Genomic DNA, 24,093 nt, shown 5'->3' on the forward strand with positions numbered 1-24,093 from the left:
CAGACCCACTGAACGGGGCATTATATCACGGTCGGCTCCAAATAGGGTTATGGCCGGATCTGTGTAACCCTGGAAACATGGATACGACATTCCTGTTACTCGCAATCGGCCTGTATTTCGCCGCCATGGTGGCGATCGGGCTCTATGCCTCCAAGCAGAATGACGACCTCGACGACTACATGTTGGCCGGGCGTCAGATGAAGCCGTCTGTGGCCGCCCTCTCGGCGGGCGCCTCCGACATGTCCGGCTGGCTTCTGATGGGACTGCCCGGCGCGATCTACGCCTCCGGCCTGGTTGAGGGCTGGATGGCGATCGGCCTGACGGTCGGCGCCTGGATCAACTGGAAGGTCGTCGCCCCGCGCCTGCGCTCCTACACGGAGGTCTCGGGCAACTCGATCACCATCCCCTCCTTCCTGGAGAACCGCTTCCGCGACAAGACGCATATCCTGCGGATCGTCGCCGGCGTGATCATCCTGGTATTCTTCACCTTCTACGTTTCCTCGGGCATGGTCGCCGGCGGCAAGTTCGTCGAGTCGACGTTCGGCGAGGACCTCGGCATGAATTACCTGACCGGCATGCTGATCGTCTCGGCGATTACCGTGCTCTACACCCTCTTCGGCGGTTTCCTCGGCGCCTCGTTGACCGATGTGGCCCAGGGTGTGCTGATGTTCATCGCGCTCCTTGCGGTGCCGATCACCGTCATGATCACGATGGGCGGCTGGGACGCCATCGTCGACGGCCTGCGCGCGGCCGACGCGGCCTCCGCTGCCAACGGCGAGCCGGTGAACCACTTCTCGATGATCGAGAACGCCACCCTGATCGGTGTCCTGTCCTCCCTGGCCTGGGGCCTGGGCTACTTCGGCCAGCCGCACATCATCGTGCGCTTCATGGCGCTGCGCACCCCCCAGGACGCCGCCACCGCCCGCCGCGTGGGCGTGAGCTGGATGGCCCTGTCGGTCGTCGGCGCCGTGCTGGTCGCTCTCGTGGGCATCGCCTACTTCCAGGCGAACCCGAACCGCACCCTGGATGACCCGGAGACCGTGTTCCTGGTGCTCTCGGACATCATGTTCCACCCGTTCCTGGCCGGCTTCGTGCTCGCCGCGGTGCTCGCGGCGATCATGTCGACCCTGTCGTCGCAGCTGATCGTGTGCTCCTCGGCGCTGGTCGAGGACCTGTACCGCGTGGGCGGCCGCACCGCGGCGCCGACCACCCTGCTGTGGATGGGCCGCATCGGCGTGCTGGTCATCGCGGTGATCGCCGCCCTGCTGGCGCTGAACCCGGATTCCTCGGTGCTGGACCTGGTGTCCTTCGCCTGGGCCGGCTTCGGCTCGGCGTTCGGCCCGGTCATCCTGCTGGCCCTGTACTGGGACAAGTTCACCTCGTGGGGCGCGATGGCCGCGATGGTCGTCGGTGCCGCGGTGGCCTGGTTCTGGTCGAAGGCCTCGGGGGACACCTGGGAGTGGTTCGACCTCTACGAGCTGCTGCCGGGCTTCGTGTCCGCACTGATCGTGGGTGTCCTGGTCTCCATGATCACGCAGCGTTCGCGCCGTGTGCAGGCTGCGATCACGGAGGAGTTCACCGGCGCGATCGACATCGTCAAGGGCAACGAGCAGGTCGCGGCCACTGAGCCCTCCGCCGGCGCCCAGGGCGGTGCGACCGCCGCGGGCCGCGCCTGATCCGACCGGCCTGACCCCGCCGACCGCACCCGAAGCGGTCGGTCGGCGGGGAACACGGCCCCGTATGCGCCGAGGGCGCCTCACGATCCGACCGGAGTCGTCGTGAGGCGCCCTCGCTGTGTGCGGGCAGAAGCCGTGGCGTCAGTGCTGCATCTCGCCCTGCACGGCAAAGAGGCGCTTGTTGGCGAACTCCTCGATGCCCAGCGGGCCGAGCTCGCGGCCGAAGCCCGAGCGCTTCACGCCGCCGAAAGGCAGGTTCGCGCCCATCGCCGCGTCCGTGTTCACGTTGGCCATGCCCACGTTCAGCTGCTGGGCGACGGCCTTGGCCTGCTCGGTGTCCGTCGAGAACACGGCGGATCCCAGGCCGTACTGGGAGTCATTGGCCAGCACGACGGCCTCCTCGGCCGAGGAGACCTTGTAGACCACGCTCACCAGGCCGAACAGCTCCTCGCGGTAGATCCGGTTGTCCGGCTCCACACCGGTGATCACGGCGGGGGAGACGTAGTAGCCGCCGCCCTGGGGCCCGTCGACGCGCTCGCCACCGACGTGCACGGTGGCGCCGTCGGCGCGGGCCGCCGCGACCTGCTCGACGATCGCGTCGGCAGCGGCCTCGGAGGAGAGCGGACCGAAGATGTCCGTGTCGCGCGAGGTGGGGTCGCCCGGGCGCAGAGCCTTGGTCTGCGTCACCAGCTCGTCGACGAACTCGTCGTAGACGTCGTCCATGACGATCATCCGCTTGTTCGAGTTGCAGGCCTGGCCCCAGTTGTCGAGACGGACCGTCAGGGCCTCGCGGGCCGCAGCGCGGGCGTCGCCGGCGGAGAGGACGATGTACGGGTCGGAGCCTCCGAGCTCGAGCACCGCCTTCTTCAGGTGCCGGCCGGCCTGCTCGGCCACGGCGGCCCCGGCCCGCTCCGAACCGGTCAGCGAGACGCCCTGCACGCGGTCATCCGCGATGATCGTGGAGACCTGCTCGTGCGTCGCATACAGGTTCTGGTAGACGCCGGCAGGCAGCCCCGCCTCGGCGAGGATGTCCTGGATCAGCGCGGCGCACCGCGGCGTGATCTCGGCATGCTTGAGCAGGATCGTGTTGCCCAGCACCAGGTTCGGGGCCGCGAACCGGGCCACCTGGTAGATCGGATAGTTCCACGGCATGATCCCCAGCAGCGGGCCGAGCGGCAGCTTCTGGACGACGGCCTGCTGACCGTCGAAGTCCGTGATCGGCTGGTCGGCGAGCAGCTGTTCGGCGTTGTCCGCGTAGTACGCGAAGATCTGTGCGCTGAACCGGACCTCGCCGATCGCCTCGCCCAGGCGCTTGCCCATCTCCTCGGTGACGACCCGCGCAATGTCCTTCGACCGCTCGGCGAACAGGTCCGCGGCCTTCTTCACGATCGCCGCGCGGGCGGGCAGCGGGGTGGCCGACCACGTGTCGAAGGCCGACTGCGTGGCGGCCAGGGCGTCGGTGACCTCGCCGTCTGTGGCGGTCTCGAACCGTTCGATCACGTCCCCGGTGACGGGGTTCTGTGTGCGGTAGCCCAGCTCCGCGGTGGACGGTGCGCTCATGGTGCACTCCTTCGTGTCGGTGGTCAGGACTCTCGTGCCCCGGGGCGCGTCGGCGGCCCCGGCGCCTGGCGCCCATCCTGCCTCAGTGCACCGGTTCAGCCCCAGATGCCCGAGGCCCCTCTTCGCCACGAGCCGAGCAGATGGGTGTCGACCACACCGACGGCCTCCATGAGGGCGAAGCAGGTGGTCGGCCCGACGAAGCGAAAGCCCCGTTGCTTCAAGGCACCCGCCAGAGCGCGCGACTCGTCCGAGGCGGAGGGCACCTCGTCGGCGGTACGGGGTCGCGGCGTCGCCGCCGGTTGATGGGCCCACACCAGTCCTGCCAGTCCGACGTTGGGCCGATCGCCTTCACCCGTCCACCCCGGACCGGCCCCGGGGGAGCCGACCTGCAGCGGCGTGAAGCGCTCCTGCCGGATCGCGGCCACGGCCGCGGCATTGGCCACGGCGGCGGCGATCTTCAGCCGGTTGCGGATGATCCCGGCATCCTGCAGCAGTGCCTGGCGCTCGGCCTCGCCGAACGCGGCGACGGTGTCCGGGTCGAAGCCGGCGAACACCTCACGGAAGCGAGGCCGTTTGGCCAGCACCGTGCGCCAGCTCAGCCCGGACTGGAACCCTTCCAGGGTGAGCCGTTCGTAGAGCCCGCGCTCATCCGTCACGGGCATGCCCCACTCGCGGTCGTAATACTCGCGCAGCAGCGGGCTGAGGGCGGCCCACACCGGGCGTGCCAGGCCGTCGTCGCCGGTCACGAGGTCGGCGGGCGCCGCCGCGCCCGGGGTGGTCTCATCGGTCGACATAAGCCTCACCCTAGGCCGTCTCGACGCCCACGGGTGTGGCCGCGGCCCCGTGACGGCGTCCCGGTTCAGAGCCGGTCGAGCAGCTGCCGCCAGAACGCCTTCCAGGCCGCGGCCTCCTCGGGTGAGACCACGCGGCGGTGGCCCACGGCCACGGTGGACCGCGTTGGCGCGTCCCCGCCGGCGCGGGTGGGCTTCTGGCTCACGGTGAGGTCCACGCGCGAGCCGTCGGCCAGACTCGCCCGCCAATACCGCCACTTCTGCGTGGCCGAGACACGCGGACCCTCGGCGACCGCCACCGAGCGCAGTCTCCCGGCGCCGGAGTCGATCTCCGCGGCGAGCACGGTCACGACCCGGTCGATCGCCTCGTCCAGGCCTCCGGTCACGGTGCGGGAGGCATTCGCATCGAAGGTGCCGTCCGGGCGTTGTCCGGGCAGGCGCCGTCCGAGGTGCTGCTCGTAGGCGACCGCGACGGACTGCGCCCACCACTCGGGATTGGCGCACTCCGGCGACTGCGGGTCGCGGATCTGCGCGAGCGCGAGAGCAGCGATCTCGCCGTGGGTCGGCAGCTGTTGGGCCCCGGCCGCGTCCAGCCGGACGATCCAGTCCGCCCAGACGGTTCCGGTCGCGGCGGCGATCGCCTCGGTGTTCGCCCCGCGGGCGTGCAGGTCGGAGGTGCTCATGGTGGGCACCCTAGCCGCCCCGTGGCCTGCGACGCTGCGCCGTGCCCTGTGGCTCGGCAGCGCGGCTCAGTCTCGGCCGCGCACCGTCGGCTCCGGCAGGTAGACGCTCCCGCCGGCCTCCCGGAACTCGGCTGCCTTCGCTGCCATGCCCGCCTCGGCGATCCGCGCCTGTTCCTCCGCGTCGCCGAACTCGGACCGGATGTCCTGGCTGATGCGCATGGAGCAGAACTTCGGTCCGCACATCGAGCAGAAGTGCGCCGTCTTCGCCGGCTCGGCCGGCAGGGTCTCGTCGTGGTAGTCCTCGGCCAGCTGCGGGTCCAGGGACAACCCGAACTGGTCGCGCCAGCGGAACTCGAAGCGGGCTGTGGACAGGGCGTCGTCGCGGTCGCGCGCACCGGGGTGACCCTTGGCGAGGTCCGCGGCGTGCGCGGCGATCTTGTAGGTGATCACGCCGGTCTTCACATCGTCGCGGTTGGGCAGGCCCAGGTGCTCCTTGGGCGTCACATAGCAGAGCATCGCGGTGCCGTACCGGGCGATCTCGGTGGCGCCGATCGCCGAGGTGATGTGGTCGTAGGCCGGCGCCACGTCCGTGACGAGCGGGCCCAGCGTGTAGAACGGTGCGCCGTGGCACAGCTCCTGCTGGCGCTCGACGTTCTCGCGCACCAGGTGCAGCGGGATGTGCCCGGGGCCCTCGACCATCACCTGCACATCGTGCTCCCATGCGCGCTTGGTCAGCTCGGCCAGGGTGTCCAGCTCGGCGAACTGCGCGGCGTCATTGGCGTCGGCCACCGAGCCCGGGCGCAGTCCGTCGCCCAGGGAGAACGCGACGTCGTAGCGGGTGAAGATCTCGCACAGTTCGTCGAAGTTCTCGTAGAGGAAGTTCTCCTTGTGGTGGCCCAGGCACCAGCCGGCCATGATCGAGCCGCCGCGGGAGACGATGCCCGTCACGCGGTCGGCCGAGAGCGGCACGTGCCGCAGCAGCACGCCCGCGTGGACCGTCATGTAGTCCACGCCCTGTTCGCACTGCTCGATCACGGTGTCGCGGAAGATCTCCCAGGTCAGCGCCTGGTGGTCCCCGTCGACCTTCTCGAGGGCCTGGTAGATCGGCACCGTGCCGATCGGGACGGGGGAGTTGCGCAGGATCCACTCGCGCGTGGTGTGGATGTCGTCGCCGGTGGACAGGTCCATCACCGTGTCCGCACCCCAGCGGGTGGCCCAGCGCAGCTTCGAGACCTCCTCGGCGATCGAGCTGGTCACAGCCGAGTTGCCGATGTTCGCGTTGACCTTCACCGAGAACGCCCGGCCGATGATCATCGGTTCGGACTCGGGGTGGTTCACGTTCGCCGGGATGATCGCCCGGCCGGCCGCCACCTCGGAGCGGACCAGTTCGACGTCGACGCCCTCGCGCAGCGCGACGAAGCGCATCTCCGGGGTGATCTCGCCGCGCCGGGCGTAGTGCATCTGGGTGACGCGGGCTCCCTGCCGGGCCCGCAGCGGCGCCCGGCGCTCGCCGGCCCAGTCCTGGCTCGAGGCGCCACGGCGCACGGCCGAGCGACCGTCGTCGAGCAGGGTGCGTTCCCGCCCGGGGTACTCTTCGACGTCGCCGCGCGCGGCGATCCACTCGGCGCGGTGGGCGGGCAGGCCCTGCTCGGGCGCGCAGGCCGGGCCCATGGTCCGGTAGACGGCCACGGGCTCGTTGGGCGTGCCGTCGGGGGAGTCGTCCTGGTGCACGTGGGTGACCGGCACGCGGATGCCGTGCTCGGCGTCCTCGAGCCAGCCGAGCCGGTGCGTGGGGTAGTTCTCCTGAGCGTCCACAGACGGGCTCGCCGTCGCGGCGGCCTCAGTGCGGGTGGTGTCGGTCTCGGGCGCAGACATGCGTTGCACTCTCCTTCTTCCTTCGCCGGCGTGACCCGGACAGGTTCGGACGGTGTTCGAGCGGCCTCAGCTCGATCTCAGCCCCTTGCCGTGGGGCTCCCGTGGGATGTGCGCGACGCTATCACGTGTGTGAGTCCGAGCACGCGCCGATGTGCTCGACCGGCGGGTCGGCTCGGCTCAGGTCCGCGCGGTCCGGCGCGCGCGTCGCCGGGCCGAGAGCCATGAGGCGAGCAGCAGCGCGATGATGACCAGACCCGCATAGCCGAGCACGGGGTAGACGGTGCCGATCAGGTCCGAGAACCCGATCCCGGACAGTGCCGTCGTCACCACGGCGGTGAGCACGGCGACCACCCAGAACGGCAGCCGGCGCAGGCCGGGCACGCGGCGCAGACGCTCGACGGAGCCGAACAGGCAGGACAGCGCCGTGGTGAACTGCGCCAGCAGCAGCACGACGGTGTAGACGACCGCGATCCAGCCGGCCATGCCCGCCGCGAGCTCGACCATGGGCAGGTCGGTGCGCCCGATGAGCGTGGCGTGGGCCGTCAGGGCGAACATGATCGCGCCGGCCATCACCACCAGGCCGCCAGCGCCCAGCGCCGCGCCGGCCACCAGTGTGCGCGGCGAGGCCGTGGCCGTGGCGCCCATCGGAGCGAAGACCGCGTAGGCCAGCTGGAAGTTGAACGCCACGTACAGCACGCCCGAGATCCACCACTGGTTGATCATGGGCGAGGAGTTCACCAGCGCGGCCACGTCGCCGCCGGTGCTCGGGCCCGGGTGGAGCAGGCCCCACGCGGCCACGCCCACCGCCACGACGACGATGGCCGGCACCACCACGGACTGCACCTTCATGAGCCCGGAGATGCCCGTGAGCACGGACATCACGCAGGCGGCGGCCATCAGCAGGGCCCCGACGACCCCTGGCAGGCCGAGCGCCGTGTTCAGCGCGGTGCCGGCGCCGGCCAGCATGATGACGAGCGTGCCCAGCAGCGAGGCGGTGATGGTCACGTCCGCGAACCACGTGGGCCAGCGGCGTCCGGTCGGGTTCACGATGTCGTGGATCGCGGCCGAGCGCATGCGCTGGGCCAGACGCAGGACGATCGCCGACAGCGCGAAAAACAGGGTGCCCGCGATAAGCAGCGCGGCAGTGCCCCGGACCAGGCCGAAGCTAACGAAATACTGCAGGATTTCCTGTCCGGAGGCGTAGCCGGCGCCGATGGTCGTGCCGATGAAGGTTGCGGCGATGCCGAGCGGGCCGGTGGCCCGCAGGGATCGGTCGTGCGCGTCTGACGTGTCGGGATGTGTGACCTGTGACATTCGACTACCGTCTCATGAAACGCGCCGACCATCGGCCGAATCGACGACGAGGAGCACGAGATCCATGGCTGAGCAGTGTCCCGAGCCCGTCGCCCCCTCCCGCCCGCGGGTGCTCACGATCGCCGGATCGGATTCCGGCGGCGGCGCGGGAATCCAGGCGGATCTGAAGACGGTGGCCGCGTTCGGTGGGTACGGCCTGAGCGTGCTGACGGCCGTCACAGCGCAGAACACCCAGGGAGTGCAGGCGGTCGAGGTGCTCACCCCGGACCTGGTGCGGGCCCAGCTGGACTCCGTGGCCGAGGACATCGCTTTCGACGCCGTGAAGATCGGCATGCTCGGCACGGCGGCCGTCATGGAGGAGGTGGCCGCATGGCTGGAGCGGACGCGACCGCCGCGCGTCGTGCTGGATCCGGTGATGGTGGCCACCAGCGGCGATGCGCTCACCGATTCCTCCGGGGTGGACGCCGCGCGCCTCTGGGGCCGGCTGATGGACGCCGCCGATCTGGTGACCCCCAATCTCCCGGAGTTGGCCGCCCTGCTCGGCATCGTCGACGGGGCGGGGCGAGAGGAGGGGGCGTCGGAGGGCGGGTTCCGACACTCCTGGCAACGGGCCTGCGCGGGGGCCGCTCAGCTGGCCGCCCGGCATGAGGTGGCCGTGCTGCTGAAGGGCGGGCACCTGGGCGAGGCCGCGCTCGAGGCCGACTCTCCGGGCTCCGCGGGGCCCTCGGTCGCCGCGTCGGCGCCGGGAGCCGCCCGACAGGTGCCGGACGCGATCGTCACGGCCGAGGCCGTCGACGAGGTGAGCGGCCCGCGATCGGACGTGCGTTCCACCCACGGCACCGGCTGCACGCTCTCCTCGGCGGTCGCGGTGCTCGCCGCCTGGGGCCTGGACTGGGGGAGCGCCCTGCGCCGGGCGAAGCCGTGGCTGCTTGAGGCGATGCGCGCGGGGCCGGCGCTGCAGGTCGGCGAGGCTTCGCGGGGGACGTGGCACGGGCCGGTCGACCACGGTGTTCCCACGCCGGGGTGAAGCGTCCGGCGCGATGCGCATAAGTATTCAACAGGTGAGATATTGTTGTGCCTCTGGTGAGCGCATGAGGCCTGACGGGCAGGTTCGCGGCGCTCGGCATGATCCCTGATGACCTGGACCACTCCGGAAAGGCCGGCTGCCATGACCTCTCATCCAGGCGCCCCCGGCGCGACGCCGACGCGTGCGTGGCGCGGTGCGGCGCTCGCCCGGTTCCTGATCCCCTCCCTGCTCGGGCTGGCGATGTTCGTCGTGCCCGTGCCCGACGGCGACGGCGCCGTCAGCATCCCCGTGGCCCTGTTTGCCGGGTGGCTCGGCGAGGCGCTCGCCCCCGTGCTGCCGTGGCTGGGGTTGGCGATCATCGCCGTCTCGGCTCTCGGGTCTCTGGCCGTGGCCGTGCTGCGCCCGAGCCTGGATGAGCGGCCGCTGGCGGCAGCGCTGTTCCGGGTCGGCCCGTTGTGGACCGCCCTGCGGCTGCTCGGGCTCCTCGTGGCCATCATGGTCGTCTGCCAGATCGGCCCTGAGCAGGTGTGGGGGGAGAACACCGGGGCGGTGCTGCTCGACCTGGTCACCCTGATGGTGACCGTCTTCCTCGTGGCCGGGCTGCTGATGCCCCTGCTGCTCGAGTTCGGGCTGCTCGAGTTCACCGGAACCCTGATGAAGAAGGTCATGCGGCCGCTGTTCACGGTTCCGGGCCGCTCCTCGGTGTCCTCGTTGGCGGCATGGCTCGGCGACGGGTCCATCGGCGTGCTGATGACCGGACAGCAGTACCAGAAGGGCTACTTCACGCGGCGCGAGGCGGCCGTGCTCGGAACGACCTTCAACGTCGTCTCCGTGACCTTCACCATCGTGATTGTCGGGATGCTCGACCTCATGCACATGTTCGGCCCGTTCTACGTGACGACTGTCGTCGCCGGTCTCGTGGCGGCGCTGATCATTCCGCGGATCCCGCCGCTGTCCCGGTTCTCGGACGAGCGCGCCCCCGGAGCCACCCACACCTCCGATGCGGAAGAACGGCACCAGCCCGGACCGTTGCTGCCGCGCGCGTGGCATGCGGCGCTGGACAAGGCCGCGTCAGTCACCCCCCGTGAGGCGGCGCGGATGAGCGGGGCGAACGTCCTGGAGATGTGGCTGGGCACCCTGCCGATCATCATGGCGCTGGGGACCGCGGCCGTCATGGTCGCGGAGTTCACGGACCTGTTTACGTGGCTGGGCGCCCCATTCGTCGGACTGCTGGGGGCCATGGGGATTCCCGACGCGGGCATCGCTTCCGAGGCACTGTTCATCGGCTTCGCCGACATGCTGCTGCCCGCGGTGATCGTCGAGGGCGCAGCGGAGATGACGCGCTTCGTCATCGGCGCCCTGTCCATCACGCAGCTGATCTACATGTCCGAGGTCGGCGGCCTGCTGCTGGCCTCCTCGATCCCCGTGAAGTTCCACCATCTGGTGGCCATCTTCCTGCTGCGCACCGCGATCACCCTGCCCGTGATCGTCGGGCTGGCGCATCTGTTCTACTGAGCGGTCGCTCCGGCACAGCGCCGCAGCGCCGACGGGCGAATGAATCAGGGGCCGGTCCATCGTGTGTGAACGACGGGCCGGCCCCTGGCGCTGGTGCCCCCGGCAGGATTCGAACCTGCGGCCTTCTGCTCCGGAGGCAGACGCTCTATCCCCTGAGCTACGGAGGCGGGGGTCGCCGGCGAGTCGAAGCTCGCGGCGGACTCGACAACACTACACCATCACCCCGGCGCCGTCAGCGCGGCAGCAGATCCCGCAGACGAGCGGCGGCCTCGTCGGGCTCCTCGGCGTCGGTCACGGCCCGCACGACGGCCACCCGCTCGGCGCCCGTTTCGAGCACGGTGGGAAGGCGGTCGACGTCGATGCCGCCGATCGCGAAGAAGGGGCGTGCGTTCCCGTCCTCGCGTGCCCGCCAGGCGGCGTACGCGGGCAGTTCGAGGCCCACGGCCGCGCGTGAGGGCTTCGTCGGCGTCGGCCAGACCGGTCCGGTGCAGAAGTAGTCCAGGTCTGCCTCGGCACGGGCGGCGTCCACCTGCGCGCGCGTGCGGCACGAGCGGCCCAGCAGCACGTCGGGCCCCAGCAGCGCCCGGCACTGCTGGGTGTTCAGATCGGACTGCCCGGTGTGGAACACGTCGACGCCGGCCAGGGCGGCCAGATCGGCCCGGTCGTTGGCGGCCGAGAGCGCACGATGCTCCGCGGCCAGGGCCACGAGCAGGTGCAGGGCCTCGAGCTCGACGGCGGCATCCACGCTCTTGTCTCGCACCTGAATGATGTCCACCCCGCCGGAGTAGCACGCCGTGACGAAGGCCGAGAACGCGTCGGCATCGAGTGCGCCGTCGTCGAGGAAATCCTGCAGGCCGGTGCACACGTACAACCGGGCCTCGGCGAGTCGGGCACGCCGCTCCTCGCCGCTCAGGCCCGCGCCGACGGCTCGATGACGCCGCGCGAAGCGATGGGGTCGGCAGGAGTGGGGGCTGGGGGCGTCGCCGGTGGGCAGGGCGGGCTTGCGCATGACACCACTGTGGCAGACTGTGCACCATTCCATGGGAGTCCGGGCCGGGCACGCGCTGTGCCGCACCGGGCTGAGAGGGCCGCTGAGCGACGACGAGTCCGGCGCGGCCGACCATCAGCACTCGACGCGGGTCATGCCGCCGGGAGGAGGAGCACCAGGTGCGTGCAGTGGTCGTCGGCGCCGGGGCCATCGGCCTGACCACGGCCGTGTCTCTGCGTGCCGCCGGGCACGCGGTGACGCTCATCGCCCCTGAGCTGCCGGGGCCGGGCGAGGGCCCCTCCGTCGCCCATCAGGTCCGCGGCGCCACCCACGCGGCGGCGGGCATGCTCGCGCCCGTCGGCGAGACCCAGTTCAGCCAGGACGCGCTCGGCGGGCTGCTGCACCAGGGCTGGGCCGCGTACCCCGAGCTGATCGAGCTGCTCGGTCGATTCACGGACGCGCCGACCGGCTTCCGCGCGCAGGGCTCCTGGATCGTCGCCGCGGACGCCGCAGACGCACGCGCATGGTCGCGGCTGCTCGACCATGCCGGATCCCGCGGCCGGCGGGTGGAGCCGATCGCCGTGAGCCGTCTGCGCCGGGTCGAACCGGCGCTGACCCCCGGCCTCGCTCAGGCCCACGAGGCCCCGGACGATCATCAGGTGGACCCACGGCTGCTCGTCCGCGCATGCCTGGCCGCGCTCACAGCCGAAACGGGCCCGGGCGGCGCGCCACTGCCGGAGACGGCGGGTCCGCCGGCCACGCTGCTGCCCGGCACCGTTGTCGCCGCACGGCAGCGGGGCGAGGACGCCGTGCTCGACGTCGCCGAGTCCGCAGCCGGGGCCCTGCACGCCGACGTGGCGGTCCTCGCCGCCGGTCTGGGCCACCGGGACATCGGCGGGGCGCCGGCCGAGGAGCCGCTCGCCTTGCGCCCCGTCCACGGCGACGTGCTGCGCCTGCGCGTGCGCCAGGAGCAGCTGCTGCCGGGGGAGGAGCACCTGCTCGGTCGCACCGTCCGCGCCCTGGTGGGGGGACGGCAGGTCTACCTCGTGCCTCGTGCGGACCGCACCCTCGTGGTCGGCGCCTCCTCGCGGGAGGACGGGCTGGCCGGATCCCATGCCGGGTCGGTGCTGGACCTGCTGGCGGACGCGGCCGCGGTGCTGCCGGCGGTCCGCGAGTGCGAGCTGCTCGAGGTCACCGCGGCCGCCCGACCCGGCACCCCGGACGACGCCCCGCGCGTGGCCGTGTTGCGCGGCGCCCCGAGGTTGATCGTGGCGGCGGGATTCCACCGTCACGGGATCCTGCTTGCCCCGTGGGCGGCCGAGCGGGCCGTGGACCTCGTGGACGCCATGCGGCGCGGCAGCGCCGACGACGCGGCCACCCCGCCACCCGAACCCCGACCTGCTAAGGAGAGACCTGATGACGGAACCGACGGAGACGACGCCGACGACCCCCACGACGCCGAGCAGGGACGAAACGACGCCTGAGGCGGCCGTGTCCGGCGGGGACCAGGCGCACGGGACGGGCCGGGCACGACTGCGGATCACCCTGAACGGCGAGCCCCATGACGCAGACCCCGGCACGACGGTGCGCGGCCTCGTCGAGCACGTGACCGGCCACCGGGTCGGCGACGACGGCCACCGCCCCGACGGTGGCCGCCTCGGCGTGGCCGTCGCCGTCGACGAGACCGTGGTGCCGCGGTCGCGGTGGTCCGCGCGGACGCTGGTCGACGGAGAACGCGTCGACGTCGTCACCGCGGTGCAGGGAGGCTGAACCGTGGATCAGCTGACCGCCCCCGCGCTGCGCCTCGGTGAGGTCGAACTGACGTCCCGGCTGATCATGGGCACCGGAGGCATCACCGACCTCGCCGCCCTCGAGCGTGCCCTGCGCGCCTCCGGCACGACGCTGACGACGGTGGCCCTGCGCCGCTACGCCCCGGACACGCGGGACTCCCTGATCGGCCTGCTCGACCGCCTGGGCGTCGCCGTGCTGCCCAACACCGCCGGCTGCTACACGGCCCGTGACGCCGTGCTCACCGCGCAGTTGGGCCGCGAGGCTCTGGAGACGAACCTGGTCAAAGTCGAGGTCATCGCCGACGAGCACACCCTGCTGCCCGATGTGGTCGAGACGCTCGAGGCCACCGAGCGCCTCGCGGCCGAGGGCTTCGCCGTGCTGGCCTACACGTCGGACGACCCGGCGGCGGCCGTACGACTGGAACAGGCCGGCGCGGCGGCCGTCATGCCGCTGGGCTCGCCCATCGGTTCGGGGCTCGGGGTGCTGAACCGGCACAACATCGAGCTGATCTGCGCCCGTGCCCAGGTGCCGGTCGTGCTCGACGCGGGGGTCGGCACGGCCTCCGATGCGGCGCTGGCCATGGAGGCCGGCTGCGACGCGGTCCTGGCGGCCTCGGCGATCACGCGGGCGGCGGACCCGGCCCGCATGGCGCAGGCGTGCCGGCTCGCCGTCGAAGCCGGGTACCACGCGCGTCGCGCCGGCCGCATTCCTCGCCGCGAGCACGCCCTCGCGTCCTCGCCGGCCGCCGGGCGGGTGGGACGATGACCTCGCCGGCCTCGCCTGTGCCCGCGGACCGGGCCCCGCACTCACTGGCGGAGCTGGCCGACGATCAGCTCGAGCGATTCTCTCGGCACCTCGGTCTGTCCGGGTTTGGACCCGAGGCCCAGCTGGCCCTGTTGCGCGCTCGGGTGCTTGTCGTGGGGGCCGGCGGTCTGGGCGCGCCCGTGCTGTCCTATCTGGCGGCAGCCGGCGTCGGGGAGGTCCACGTCGTGGACGACGACGTGGTCGAGCGCAGCAATCTGCACCGTCAGGTGATCCACGCCGAGTCGGACCTCGGGCGGGCCAAGACGGCCTCGGCCGCGCAGACCATGCGCGGGCTGCATCCGCAGATCCGGGTCGTGGAGCACGCCTGTCGCCTCACCGCAGACAATGCCCTGGCACTGGTCGAGGGCGTGGATCTGGTCGTCGACGGCGCCGACAACTACGCGACCCGGTACCTCGTGGCCGATGCCTGCGAGATCGCCGGAGTCCCGGTGGTGTGGGGCGCGATCCTGCGCTTCGCCGGTCAGGTGGCGCTGTTCCACCCCGGCGGCGCCCTGTACCGGGACGTGTTCCCCGAGCCGCCGGAGGCCGGCGATGCGCCCTCCTGCGCTGAGGCCGGCGTCCTCGGGGTGTTGCCGGGAATCGTCGGGTCGATCATGGCCGCCGAGACGATCAAACACCTCGCCGGGGTGGGGCAGACCCTGCGGGGCCGACTGCTGAGCCTGGACGCGCTGACCATGACGACCACGCGGCTGTCGCTCACGCCGGACCCGGACCGGCGGCCCGTGACCGACCTGGACGCGCACCGGGTGCGCGCCACCGCACGGAACACCCGTGACGCGCCCGCCGAGATCGCCCCGGCCGGACTGGCCGCCCTGCTGGCCTCCCCGGAGGCGCGCTCGGTGGCCCTGCTCGACGTGCGTGAGCCCTGGGAGCGTCGCTTCGACCGGATCCTGCCGCCGGTCGGCGTGGCCGAGGCGCATGTGCCCCTGGCCGAGCTGGAAGCCGACCCCGGCGCGTATGCCTCGGAGGCGGCGACCACGGTCGTGTACTGCGCCGCCGGAACACGGTCGGCCCGGGCGGCGGCCCGGCTCACCGCAGCCCGCCCGGGCATCGAGGTGCTCTCGCTGGCCGGCGGCCTGGACGCGTGGCGGACGCACGCCGAGCGGGGCAGCTGAGCTTCCGTAGACTGGCCCGCGTGAAACCCGAAGATCTTGCCGCCCTGCTGTCCGCCGTCCTGACCGAGGCCGTCGACGCCGGCGACCTGCCGGCCGAGCTGCGCGCCGACCTGACGCCCGAGCGCGTCAAGGTCGAGCGCCCCCGCAGCCGTGAGCACGGGGACTGGGCGACGAACGTCGCCATGCAGTTCGCCAAGCGGGCCGGCATGAACCCGCGTGAGTTCGCCGCCCTGATCGCCGAGCGCCTCACCGGTCGCGAGGGCATCGCCTCGGTCGACGTCGCCGGCCCGGGTTTCTTGAACGTCACCCTCGACGCCGCGGCCGCGGGCGAGCTGGCGCGCACGATCGTGGAGGCGGGGGCGGACTACGGGCGCAACGAGGCGCTCAGCGGTCACACCGTCAACATGGAGTTCGTGTCCGCAAACCCGACCGGGCCGCTGCACATCGGCCACACTCGCTGGGCCGCGCTCGGCGACGCGATCGCGCGTCTGCTGCGGGCCTCCGGCGCCGAGGTCACGGCCGAGTACTACGTCAACGACGCCGGCAACCAGATGAACGTGTTCGCCGACTCGGTGATCGCCCGCCTGCACGGCCGGGACGTCCCTGAGGGCGGTTATCCCGGCCAGTACGTGGCGGAGATCGCCGAGCAGGTCCGCGCGGACCACCCGGATGTCGTGGACCTCACGGACGAGGCCGCCCGCCCCGTGGTTCGCGAGGCCGCGTATCAGCTGCAGATGCAGGACATCAAGGACACCCTCACCGCATTCGGCGTGCGCTTCGACGTCTTCACCTCCGAGCGGCGCCTGCACGAGACCGGCGCCATCCAGCAGGCCGTCGATCGCCTGCGCGAGCAGGGGCACATCGAGGACCGCGACGGCGCCGTCTGGCTCAGGACCACCGTGTTCGGCGACGACAAGGACCGCGTGATGATCCGCGCCAACGGCGAGCCGACCTATTTCGCGGCCGACGCCGCCTACTACCTGGACAAGCGTGGCCGCGGCTTCCCGGAGAAGGTGTACCTGCTCGGCGCCGACCACCACGGCTATGTGGGCCGCCTCAAGGCGATCGCCGCCGCCGCCGGCGATGACCCGGAGGCGAACATCGAGATCCTCATCGGGCAGCTGATCTCCGTCAACGGCGCCAAGCTGTCCAAGCGGGCGGGCAACATCATCGAGCTCAAGGACCTCGTCGAGTGGCTCGGCCGCGACGCTCTGCGCTATGACCTGGCTCGCTACCCGGCGGACTCGCCGATCACGATCGACCCGGAGCTGCTGCGCTCGAACACCAATGACAATCCGGTCTACTACGTTCAGTACGCCCACGCTCGCGCGTGCGGCGCCGCTCGCACGGCCCAGGCGCACGGCGTGGACCGCTCCGAGTTCGACGCCTCGACGCTGACCGACCCGACCGAGTCCGAGCTGCTCGCGCAGCTGGCGGAGTTCCCCGCCGTCGTCGCCTCCGCCGCGCGCCTGCGCGAGCCGCACCGCGTGGCCCGGCATCTCGAGGTGATCGCCGGCGCCTACCACTCCTGGTACGCCGCATGCCGCATCGTGCCTCGGCCCGAACAGGACGGCAGCGCCGCCGACGTCGAGGCGGTGCACCACACCCGGCTGTGGCTCAACGACGCGACCGCCCGCGTGCTGGCCAACGGCCTGGACCTGCTCGGCGTCTCGGCTCCGGAGTCGATGTGAGCGGCGGCGGAGCCAACACCGCGTCCGGGCCGGCTGCGGCCGGCGCCGGGGTGGGCAGCCCGCTGGCGCCGGCGTGGTTGCCGGCCCCGGCCGACGCGGCCGCGGTCAATGCCGTCGGGGCCCCGCTATGGGCCAGTGGTGTCGCCCGGTCGGACGACGGCGAACTGACGGTGCAGGGGATCGGCGCCGCCGAGCTCGCCGAACGCTTCGGCACGCCGCTGCTGGTGGTGGACGAGGACGACTTCCGTGCCCGTGCCCGCGCCTTCCGGGAGGGATTCGACGCCGCCTTCGCCCAGCTGTGCGGCGGCGTGGACGTGTACTTCGCCGGCAAGTCGTTCCTCACGCTGTCCACCGCGCGGTGGGCCGCCGACGAAGGGCTGCGGGTGGACACGGCCTCCGGCGGTGAGCTGGCCATCGCGCTGCGCGCCGGAGTGGACCCGGCGCACATCGGTCTGCACGGGAACAACAAGTCCGACGCGGAGCTGCACGAAGCGCTCGAGCAGGGTGTCGGGCGGATCATCGTGGACTCGGTCGACGAGCTGCGGCACCTGGCCGCGCTCGCGGGGCGGCAGGGCCGGGTCGCCCCGGTCATGCTGCGGCTGACCCCGGGCGTGCACGCCCACACCCACGACTTCATCGCGACCGCGCACGAGGACCAGAAGTTCGGCCTGTCCCTGGCCGCCTCCGCCCAGTCCGAGGACGGCAACCTCGTCGGCCGTTCACCGGCGTCGATCGCGGTGGAGGTCGCGCTCGCCGAGCCGAGCCTGCGCCTGCTCGGCGTGCACTGCCACATCGGCTCGCAGATCTTCGAGCCCGAGGGCTTCGGCCTGGCCGCCGAGCGCGTGCTCGCGTTCCTGGCGCAGGTGCGCGACGAGCACGGCGTCGAGCTCGAGGAGCTGGACCTCGGCGGCGGACACGGCATCGCCTACACCGCCGCGGATGCCCCGCGGCCGCCGGCCCAGATCGCGGCGGCGCTCGCCGAGCACGTGGCCGCGGCCGTCGAACGACATGCGCTGGTCTGCCCGCGCCTGTCGATCGAGCCGGGGCGCGCGATCGCCGGACCGGCCGGTTTCACGCTGTACCGGGTGGGCGTGACCAAGACCGTCGACGTCGACGTCCCGGAGGGGGCCGATGCGCCGGAGCCCGCGCAAGACCGGACCGCCGCGCGTCGCTATGTGGCCGTCGACGGTGGCATGTCCGACAATCCGCGCCCGGTGCTGTATGACGCGGACTACACCGCGGTCCTCGCCTCGCGGTCCTCACAGGTCGAACCGGTGCTCTCCCGGGTGGTCGGCAAGCACTGTGAGTCGGGAGATGTCGTCGTCAAGGACGTCTACCTGCCCGGCGACGTGCGCCGCGCAGATCTGCTCGCGGTGCCCGCCACCGGCGCGTACACGCACGTGATGGGCTCGAACTACAACGCGCTGCCGCGCCCGGCGGTCGTCGCGGTCGCCTCGGGGCGCGCCCGGACGATCATCCGGCGTGAGACGGTGGATGACCTGCTGCGTCGCGAGGTCGATCCGCACACCGAGTCCGGGCCGCCCGTCGATCCCGACTCGCCGACCGGCCCCGCCGCCTGACCTGCCCGTCGACACGCCCCGGAGGACCATGACTCAGCCCACAATCCCGACCGCCCTGTCCGTCGCCCTGCTCGGCGGCGGGACCGTCGGCTCCCAGGTGGCCCGCCTGCTCACCGAGGACGCGGACCTGTTCGCCGAGCGTGTGGGCGCCCCGCTGCACCTGACCGGCATCGCGGTGCGCTCACTGGACCGACCGCGTCAGGCCGCGGTGGACCCTGCCCTCTACACCACCGACGCCGAGGCCCTCGTCGAGGACGCGGACATCGTCGTCGAGCTGATGGGCGGCATCGAGCCGGCCCGTTCGCTCATCGAGCGTGCCCTGCGCCGCGGTGCCGTGGTCGTCACCGGCAACAAGGCCCTGCTCGCCCGACACGGCGCGCAGCTGAGCGCGCTGGCCGCCGAGCACGGCGGTTCGCTTGACGGTGAGGCGGCCGTCGCCGCCGCCATCCCGATCCTCCGCCCGCTGCGCGACTCGCTGGCCGGGGACCGCGTGCACCGCGTGATGGGCATCCTCAACGGCACCACCAACTTCATCCTGGACCGCATGGACACGGACGGAGCCGCTTACGACGAGGTGCTCGCCGAGGCTCAGCGGCTCGGCTACGCCGAGGCCGATCCGACCGCCGATGTGCAGGGTCATGATGCGGCCGCCAAGGTCGCGATCCTGGCCGGCCTCGCCTTCGGCGGCAGCTTCACGATCGACCAGGTGGACTGCACCGGCATCGCGGCGATCACGGCACAGGACAGCGCCGCGGCCGCTGAGGCCGGACTCGTCGTCAAGCTGCTCGGCATCGCCGAACGTCAGGTCGACGGCGCCGTGCTGCGCGTGCACCCCACGCTCGTGCCGCGCGAGCATCCGCTGGCCGCGGTGCGTGGTGCCTTCAACGCGGTCTTCGTGGAGGCCGAGAACGCCGGAGAGCTGATGTTCTACGGCCCCGGTGCCGGCGGGCGCGAGACTGCCTCGGCGGTGCTCGGCGACGTGGTGACGGCGGCTCGCCACCGGGTGCTCGGCTCTGCGATGCGCGCGGATCGCGCGGGGGCGACGGCGGGTCCGCCGGCCCTGCCGATCACCCAGGCGAGCACGTCCGAGATGATCGTGCTGCGGGTCTGCGACGCCCCGGGCGTGCTGCGGGACGTCGCCGCGGTGTTCGCCGAGCATGACGTGTCCATCGAGGCGATGCGGCAGGGCCCCGACGCCTCGGATGACGCCGTCGCCGAGGCCGAGGGGCGCTCGTCCGTGCGTCTGCGGGTCATTACCCACCGTGCGCCACAGGCCGCGCTCGACGCCGTCGTCGCCGATCTGAGCGCCGCCGAGTCCGTCTACGAGGTCGTCTCCGTTCTCCGAGTCGAAGGAAAGTGAATCCCTGCATGGCACAGCCCTGGCGCGGCGTCGTCCGCGAATACGCCGATCGGCTCCCGGTCACCGAGTCCACCCGCGTCATCACCCTGGGCGAGGGTGGAACGCCGCTGGTGCGGGCCCCGCACCTGTCCGCGCTCGTCGACGGCGAGGTCCACATCAAGGTCGAGGGCATGAACCCGACCGGGTCCTTCAAGGACCGCGGCATGACGATGGCCATCACGGCCGCCGTGGCCGAGGGCGCGAAGGCCGTTGTGTGCGCCTCGACGGGCAACACCTCGGCCTCGGCCGCCGCCTATGCGGCGCAAGCCGGTCTGACGTGCGCGGTTCTGGTCCCCGAGGGCAAGATCTCGATGGGCAAGATGTCCCAGGCCCTCGCCCACGGGGCGCAGATCCTGCAGGTGCAGGGCAACTTCGATGATTGCCTCGAGGTGGCCCGGAAGCTGGCCGAGAGCTACCCGGTGTTCCTCGTGAACTCGGTGAATCCGTCGCGCATCGAGGGGCAGAAGACCGCGGCCTTCGAGGTCGTGGACACGCTCGGCGATGCTCCGGACTACCACCTGCTGCCGGTCGGCAACGCCGGCAACATCACCGCCTACTGGGCCGGCTACCAGGAGTACGCACGCCCCTATGTGAATCCGCATCCGGGCACGTCCGACGCCGAACTGCCGGCCGCGGCCACGAGGACCCCGACGATGTGGGGGTTCCAGGCCGCCGGCGCGGCGCCCATCGTCGCGGGCCACCCGATCGACGAGCCGGACACGATCGCCACGGCGATCCGCATCGGCAACCCCGCCTCGTGGGACCGGGCCACCGACGCCCGCGACGCCTCCGGCGGGCTGATCGCGTCGGTGACCGACGAGCAGATTCTCGAGGCCCACCGGTGGCTGTCGTCGAAGGAGGGCGTGTTCGTCGAACCGGCCTCGGCCGCCGGCGTCGCTGGACTGCTCGCCCAGCACGCGGCCGGGAATGTCCCCGCCGGCAAGACGTGGGTGATCACCGTCACCGGGCACGGGCTGAAGGATCCGCAGTGGGCGCTCAAGGGCGCCGACGGCGATGACGTCACGCCCAGGAGTGTGCCGTTCGATGTGGTGACGGTCGCCGACGCACTCGGACTGGCATGAGCCGCCCCCTCACCCCCGGGGAGCGACGGCTGCCGGTCGGTCGCGCCGTCCGCGTGCATGTGCCGGCCACCTCGGCGAACCTCGGCCCGGGCTTCGACTCCATGGGCCTGGCGCTGCAGTTGGACGACGAGGTGACGCTCGAGGTGGTCGAGGGAGTCTGGGCCGCGAGCGTCGAGGGTGAGGGTGCTGAGTCGTTGCCGACCGACGGCTCACACCTGATCCTGCGCCTGGCGCGGGAACACCTGGCCGCGCGCGGCGTCACCGTCCCGGGGCTGACTCTGCACGCCGTCAACCGGATCCCGCACGCTCGCGGGCTGGGTTCGTCCGCGGCGGCCGTCGTCGCCGCGATCGCCGGGGCGGAGGCGCTGCTGGACCCCGAGGACCGGCTCGACGCCGACGGCCTGCTCGGGGTCTGTTCCGCGCTGGAAGGGCACCCGGACAATGTGGCCCCGGCCCTGCGCGGCGGCGCGACCGTCAGCTGGAGCCGCGGAGGCGACGCCGCCGGCGAGGTCGGCACGGCGGAACTCTCCCTGCATCCCGGGGTCGTCCCGGTGGTGGCGGTGCCGGACGTCGAGGTCTCGACGCACGCCGTGCGCGCGCTGCTGCCGACGAGCGTGCCGCACGCCGAGGCCGCGGCCCAGGCCGGACGCGCCGCGCTGTTGGTGCACGCCCTGTCCCGGGAGCCACGGCTGCTGGCCGAGGCGACCGTCGATCTGCTCCACCAGGGTCCACGGTCCTCAGCGATGCCAGAGACGGCCGCGCTGATCACGCGCCTGCGCGCGGCCGGCCACGCGGCGGTGGTGTCGGGAGCGGGGCCGAGCGTGCTGGTCCTCGCACCGGGGGAGCGGGCCGCGACCACCGCCGCCGAGTATGTGCGTGAGTTGTACGCCGACTCGAGCTGCGGCTGGCGTGTGCAGGTCACGGGCATCGCGCGCGGTGGTGCTAGGGTGGAGCACGTCCGCCACGGCTGAGCGAGACTACGTCTCGCCCTGTTTCCCACGGTTTTCCGCACTGCCTGTTCGTCTCGGACCCGTTCGCGCGTCAGGCATGTCGAGTGGTGAAAGACCCCGGACGGAATCCTCTTGACACCCCGGTTTTCAGGGGCGCCGCTGCGCGCTCCGGCCGGATGCACACCCACGGCCCGCAACACCGCACGATGACGCGGTCGGGCTGCCGACGAGGGAGAAGGAAACCTTCGTGACCGAATCCATGGAACAGACCGAGCCGAACACCGGCGGCGGCCTGGCCTCGCTCAAGCTCGCCCAGCTTCAGGCCCTGGCCTCGCAGCTGGGCATCACCGGCGGCTCGCGCATGCGCAAGTCCGATCTTGTGGCCGCCATCACCGCCCACCAGCGCGGCGGTGCCGTCGCCGACCGTGAGGCGAAGAAGGCCGAGGCCGCTGCGCCGCAGCCCGAGCAGGCTGAGAAGGCCGAGCGTCCGGCCCGCCGTTCGCGTCGTGCCGAGTCCTCCGGCCAGCCGGAGCCAGCCACAGCCACCGACTCGCCGTCGACGACCGACGCCGCTGCCGGCGCTGAGAGCACCGCAGCGCAGGCTCCGGCCGATCAGCAGGTCAATGATCGCCGCTCCGATCGGTCCGAGTCGCAGCAGCGGCACGGTGACGCCGAGAAGCCCGGTTCGGACGAGAGCGACAACGACGGCGGCCGTGAGGGCCGCGGTCGCGGTCGGCGCCGCAACCGCGACCGCGATGAGAAGGGCGAGCGGAACGAACGCCACGACCGTCATGACCGGGACGAGAAGCCCGGACGCGACGAGAAGGGCGAGCGGAACGACCGCCATGACCGGGACGAGAAGTCCGGTCGCGGCGACAAGAACGAGCGCCGTCGTGACGACCGTGAGGGCAAGCGGGGCGACGACGACCAGCGCGGCGGCCGCGGGCGCAACCGCGACCGCGACGAGGAGCGACGGGGGCGTCGGGGGCGCAACCGCAATGAGCGCGGCCGGAACCGTCGTGGCCGCGGCGGCCCCGAGGTGGACGACACGGAGCTGCGCGAGGACGACGTGCTGCAGCCGGTTGCGGGCATCCTCGACGTGCTCGACAACTACGCGTTCGTTCGGACGTCCGGCTACCTGCCGGGGCAGAACGACGTGTACGTGTCGCTGTCGATGGTCAAGAAGTACGGGCTGCGCAAGGGCGACGCGGTCGTCGGTGCGATCCGCGCCCCCCGCGAGGGCGAGAAGCCGAACAACGGGGGCGGCAACCGGCAGAAGTTCAACGCGCTGGTGAAGCTCTCGGCCGTCAACGGCCAGCCGGCCGTCGAGCACCCCGAGCGCGTCGAGTTCTCCAAGCTCGTGCCGCTGTACCCGAACGAGCGCCTGCGCCTGGAGACCGACCACAAGCTCACCGGCCCCCGCGTGATCGACCTGGTCAGCCCGATCGGCAAGGGCCAGCGCGGCCTGATCGTCTCCCCGCCCAAGGCCGGCAAGACGATGGTGCTGCAGTCGATCGCCAACGCGATCACGCAGAACAACCCCGAGGTGCACCTGATGATGGTGCTCGTCGACGAACGCCCGGAGGAGGTCACCGACATGCAGCGCTCGGTGGCCGGTGAGGTCATCGCCTCGACCTTCGACCGTCCCGCCGACGACCACACGACGGTGGCCGAGCTCGCGATCGAGCGTGCCAAGCGCCTCGTGGAGATGGGGCGCGACGTCGTCGTCCTGCTGGACTCGATGACCCGGCTGGGCCGCGCGTACAACCTGTCCGCGCCCGCCTCGGGCCGCATCCTCTCCGGCGGTGTGGATTCCTCGGCGCTGTACCCGCCGAAGAAGTTCTTCGGGGCGGCCCGGAACATCGAGAACGGCGGCTCGCTGACCATCCTGGCGACCGCCCTCGTCGAGACCGGATCGCGCATGGACGAGGTGATCTTCGAGGAGTTCAAGGGCACCGGCAACATGGAGCTGCGCCTGTCGCGTCAGCTCGCCGAGCGCCGCATCTTCCCGGCCGTCGACGTCAACGCCTCGGGCACGCGCCGCGAGGAGGCGCTGCTGTCCCAGGACGAGATCAAGATCATGTGGAAGCTGCGTCGCGTGCTCTCCGGTCTGGACACGCAGCAGGCGCTCGAGCTGCTCACGAACAAGATCAAGGACACCGCGTCCAACGCGGAGTTCCTCATGCTGGTCTCCAAGACCACGCTGGGCGCCAAGGGCGAGGACTAGTCAC

General features: G+C 71.9%; 19 protein-coding genes and 1 tRNA gene. 13 read left to right on the forward strand and 7 right to left on the reverse strand.

The window, feature by feature from the left end; translation table 11 throughout:
* Positions 1-77 precede the first annotated feature (77 nt).
* Positions 78-1,676, forward strand: a complete 1,599-nt coding sequence (gene putP / locus HDA30_RS02195) for a sodium/proline symporter PutP (protein WP_184240983.1) — start codon at positions 78-80, stop codon at positions 1,674-1,676.
* A 141-nt stretch (positions 1,677-1,817) separates the two neighbouring features.
* Here putP and HDA30_RS02200 read toward each other — a convergent pair whose 3' ends face one another.
* The 5 genes from HDA30_RS02200 to HDA30_RS02220 form a co-directional block, all read right to left on the reverse strand.
* Positions 1,818-3,236, reverse strand: a complete 1,419-nt coding sequence (locus HDA30_RS02200; RefSeq protein ID WP_184240984.1) for an NAD-dependent succinate-semialdehyde dehydrogenase — start codon at positions 3,234-3,236, stop codon at positions 1,818-1,820.
* A 95-nt stretch (positions 3,237-3,331) separates the two neighbouring features.
* Positions 3,332-4,030, reverse strand: coding sequence for a DNA-3-methyladenine glycosylase I (locus HDA30_RS02205; protein ID WP_184240985.1), 699 nt, complete (start codon positions 4,028-4,030; stop codon positions 3,332-3,334).
* A gap of 65 nt (positions 4,031-4,095) precedes the next feature.
* The gene (locus tag HDA30_RS02210; protein ID WP_158495636.1) at positions 4,096-4,710 is read right to left on the reverse strand and encodes a hypothetical protein; all 615 of its coding nucleotides are present in this window, start codon (positions 4,708-4,710) and stop codon (positions 4,096-4,098) included.
* A gap of 66 nt (positions 4,711-4,776) precedes the next feature.
* Positions 4,777-6,585 (reverse strand): phosphomethylpyrimidine synthase ThiC, encoded by a 1,809-nt coding sequence (thiC, locus tag HDA30_RS02215; protein ID WP_158495637.1) that lies wholly within the window; start codon positions 6,583-6,585, stop codon positions 4,777-4,779.
* Between the two features lie 177 nt (positions 6,586-6,762).
* Positions 6,763-7,899 (reverse strand): YkvI family membrane protein, encoded by a 1,137-nt coding sequence (locus HDA30_RS02220; protein WP_184240986.1) that lies wholly within the window; start codon positions 7,897-7,899, stop codon positions 6,763-6,765.
* A gap of 64 nt (positions 7,900-7,963) precedes the next feature.
* Between HDA30_RS02220 and thiD the strand changes: the two genes are divergently transcribed.
* Together thiD and HDA30_RS02230 are read left to right on the forward strand one after the other, a co-directional pair.
* Complete coding sequence (gene thiD, locus HDA30_RS02225; RefSeq protein ID WP_158495639.1) at positions 7,964-8,926, forward strand: bifunctional hydroxymethylpyrimidine kinase/phosphomethylpyrimidine kinase; 963 nt, start codon at positions 7,964-7,966, stop codon at positions 8,924-8,926.
* Between the two features lie 141 nt (positions 8,927-9,067).
* Complete coding sequence (locus tag HDA30_RS02230) at positions 9,068-10,441, forward strand: YjiH family protein (RefSeq protein ID WP_184240987.1); 1,374 nt, start codon at positions 9,068-9,070, stop codon at positions 10,439-10,441.
* Between the two features lie 91 nt (positions 10,442-10,532).
* On the opposite strand, the gene HDA30_RS02235 is transcribed toward HDA30_RS02230, so the two are convergent.
* Together HDA30_RS02235 and thiE are read right to left on the reverse strand one after the other, a co-directional pair.
* Positions 10,533-10,608, reverse strand: a tRNA-Arg gene (locus HDA30_RS02235).
* A 65-nt stretch (positions 10,609-10,673) separates the two neighbouring features.
* Positions 10,674-11,450 (reverse strand): thiamine phosphate synthase, encoded by a 777-nt coding sequence (gene thiE, locus HDA30_RS02240; protein ID WP_184240988.1) that lies wholly within the window; start codon positions 11,448-11,450, stop codon positions 10,674-10,676.
* 158 nt (positions 11,451-11,608) lie between these two features.
* On the opposite strand from thiE, the gene HDA30_RS02245 reads away from it, so the two are divergent.
* The 10 genes from HDA30_RS02245 (at position 11,609) to rho (ending at position 24,089) form a co-directional block, all read left to right on the forward strand.
* A complete protein-coding gene (locus tag HDA30_RS02245; RefSeq protein ID WP_184240989.1) occupies positions 11,609-12,913 on the forward strand; it encodes an FAD-dependent oxidoreductase in 1,305 nt (434 codons plus the stop codon).
* Positions 12,914-12,920: 7 nt separating this feature from the next.
* The gene (gene thiS, locus HDA30_RS02250; RefSeq protein ID WP_288817910.1) at positions 12,921-13,199 is read left to right on the forward strand and encodes a sulfur carrier protein ThiS; all 279 of its coding nucleotides are present in this window, start codon (positions 12,921-12,923) and stop codon (positions 13,197-13,199) included.
* Positions 13,200-13,265: 66 nt separating this feature from the next.
* Entirely contained in the window at positions 13,266-13,985 is a 720-nt protein-coding gene (locus HDA30_RS02255) for a thiazole synthase (RefSeq protein WP_184242277.1), read from the forward strand.
* Complete coding sequence (locus HDA30_RS02260) at positions 13,982-15,160, forward strand: ThiF family adenylyltransferase (protein WP_184240991.1); 1,179 nt, start codon at positions 13,982-13,984, stop codon at positions 15,158-15,160. Before HDA30_RS02255 ends, HDA30_RS02260 begins: the two co-directional genes overlap by 4 nt.
* A 20-nt stretch (positions 15,161-15,180) precedes the next feature.
* Complete coding sequence (gene argS, locus HDA30_RS02265) at positions 15,181-16,851, forward strand: arginine--tRNA ligase (protein WP_184240992.1); 1,671 nt, start codon at positions 15,181-15,183, stop codon at positions 16,849-16,851.
* Entirely contained in the window at positions 16,848-18,431 is a 1,584-nt protein-coding gene (gene lysA, locus HDA30_RS02270; protein WP_343059269.1) for a diaminopimelate decarboxylase, read from the forward strand. The genes argS and lysA overlap by 4 nt, the downstream gene beginning before the upstream one ends.
* Positions 18,432-18,459: 28 nt before the next feature.
* Positions 18,460-19,791: a homoserine dehydrogenase gene (locus HDA30_RS02275; protein WP_184240993.1), complete on the forward strand. Its 1,332-nt coding sequence runs from the start codon at positions 18,460-18,462 to the stop codon at positions 19,789-19,791.
* An 8-nt stretch (positions 19,792-19,799) separates the two neighbouring features.
* A complete protein-coding gene (gene thrC / locus HDA30_RS02280; RefSeq protein WP_158495647.1) occupies positions 19,800-20,912 on the forward strand; it encodes a threonine synthase in 1,113 nt (370 codons plus the stop codon).
* Positions 20,909-21,883 (forward strand): homoserine kinase, encoded by a 975-nt coding sequence (thrB, locus tag HDA30_RS02285; protein ID WP_158495648.1) that lies wholly within the window; start codon positions 20,909-20,911, stop codon positions 21,881-21,883. The genes thrC and thrB overlap by 4 nt, the downstream gene beginning before the upstream one ends.
* A gap of 238 nt (positions 21,884-22,121) precedes the next feature.
* Positions 22,122-24,089, forward strand: a complete 1,968-nt coding sequence (gene rho / locus HDA30_RS02290) for a transcription termination factor Rho (protein WP_221419115.1) — start codon at positions 22,122-22,124, stop codon at positions 24,087-24,089.
* The last annotated feature ends 4 nt before the right edge of the window (positions 24,090-24,093 follow it).

It is taken from the genome of Micrococcus cohnii (assembly GCF_014205175.1).
Taxonomy (GTDB): Bacteria; Actinomycetota; Actinomycetes; order Actinomycetales; family Micrococcaceae; genus Micrococcus; species Micrococcus cohnii.

Excerpts from the sequence above, each read along its gene's own strand:
- putP (WP_184240983.1), top strand. The coding sequence starts at position 78 with ATGGATACGACATTCCTGTTACTCGCAATCGGCCTGTATTTCGCCGCC.
- HDA30_RS02200 (WP_184240984.1), bottom strand. The coding sequence starts at position 3,236 with ATGAGCGCACCGTCCACCGCGGAGCTGGGCTACCGCACACAGAACCCC.
- HDA30_RS02205 (WP_184240985.1), bottom strand. The coding sequence starts at position 4,030 with ATGTCGACCGATGAGACCACCCCGGGCGCGGCGGCGCCCGCCGACCTC.
- HDA30_RS02210 (WP_158495636.1), bottom strand. The coding sequence starts at position 4,710 with ATGAGCACCTCCGACCTGCACGCCCGCGGGGCGAACACCGAGGCGATC.
- thiC (WP_158495637.1), bottom strand. The coding sequence starts at position 6,585 with ATGTCTGCGCCCGAGACCGACACCACCCGCACTGAGGCCGCCGCGACG.
- HDA30_RS02220 (WP_184240986.1), bottom strand. The coding sequence starts at position 7,899 with ATGTCACAGGTCACACATCCCGACACGTCAGACGCGCACGACCGATCC.
- thiD (WP_158495639.1), top strand. The coding sequence starts at position 7,964 with ATGGCTGAGCAGTGTCCCGAGCCCGTCGCCCCCTCCCGCCCGCGGGTG.
- HDA30_RS02230 (WP_184240987.1), top strand. The coding sequence starts at position 9,068 with ATGACCTCTCATCCAGGCGCCCCCGGCGCGACGCCGACGCGTGCGTGG.
- thiE (WP_184240988.1), bottom strand. The coding sequence starts at position 11,450 with ATGCGCAAGCCCGCCCTGCCCACCGGCGACGCCCCCAGCCCCCACTCC.
- HDA30_RS02255 (WP_184242277.1), top strand. The coding sequence starts at position 13,266 with ATGGGCACCGGAGGCATCACCGACCTCGCCGCCCTCGAGCGTGCCCTG.
- HDA30_RS02260 (WP_184240991.1), top strand. The coding sequence starts at position 13,982 with ATGACCTCGCCGGCCTCGCCTGTGCCCGCGGACCGGGCCCCGCACTCA.
- HDA30_RS02275 (WP_184240993.1), top strand. The coding sequence starts at position 18,460 with ATGACTCAGCCCACAATCCCGACCGCCCTGTCCGTCGCCCTGCTCGGC.
- thrC (WP_158495647.1), top strand. The coding sequence starts at position 19,800 with ATGGCACAGCCCTGGCGCGGCGTCGTCCGCGAATACGCCGATCGGCTC.
- thrB (WP_158495648.1), top strand. The coding sequence starts at position 20,909 with ATGAGCCGCCCCCTCACCCCCGGGGAGCGACGGCTGCCGGTCGGTCGC.
- rho (WP_221419115.1), top strand. The coding sequence starts at position 22,122 with ATGGAACAGACCGAGCCGAACACCGGCGGCGGCCTGGCCTCGCTCAAG.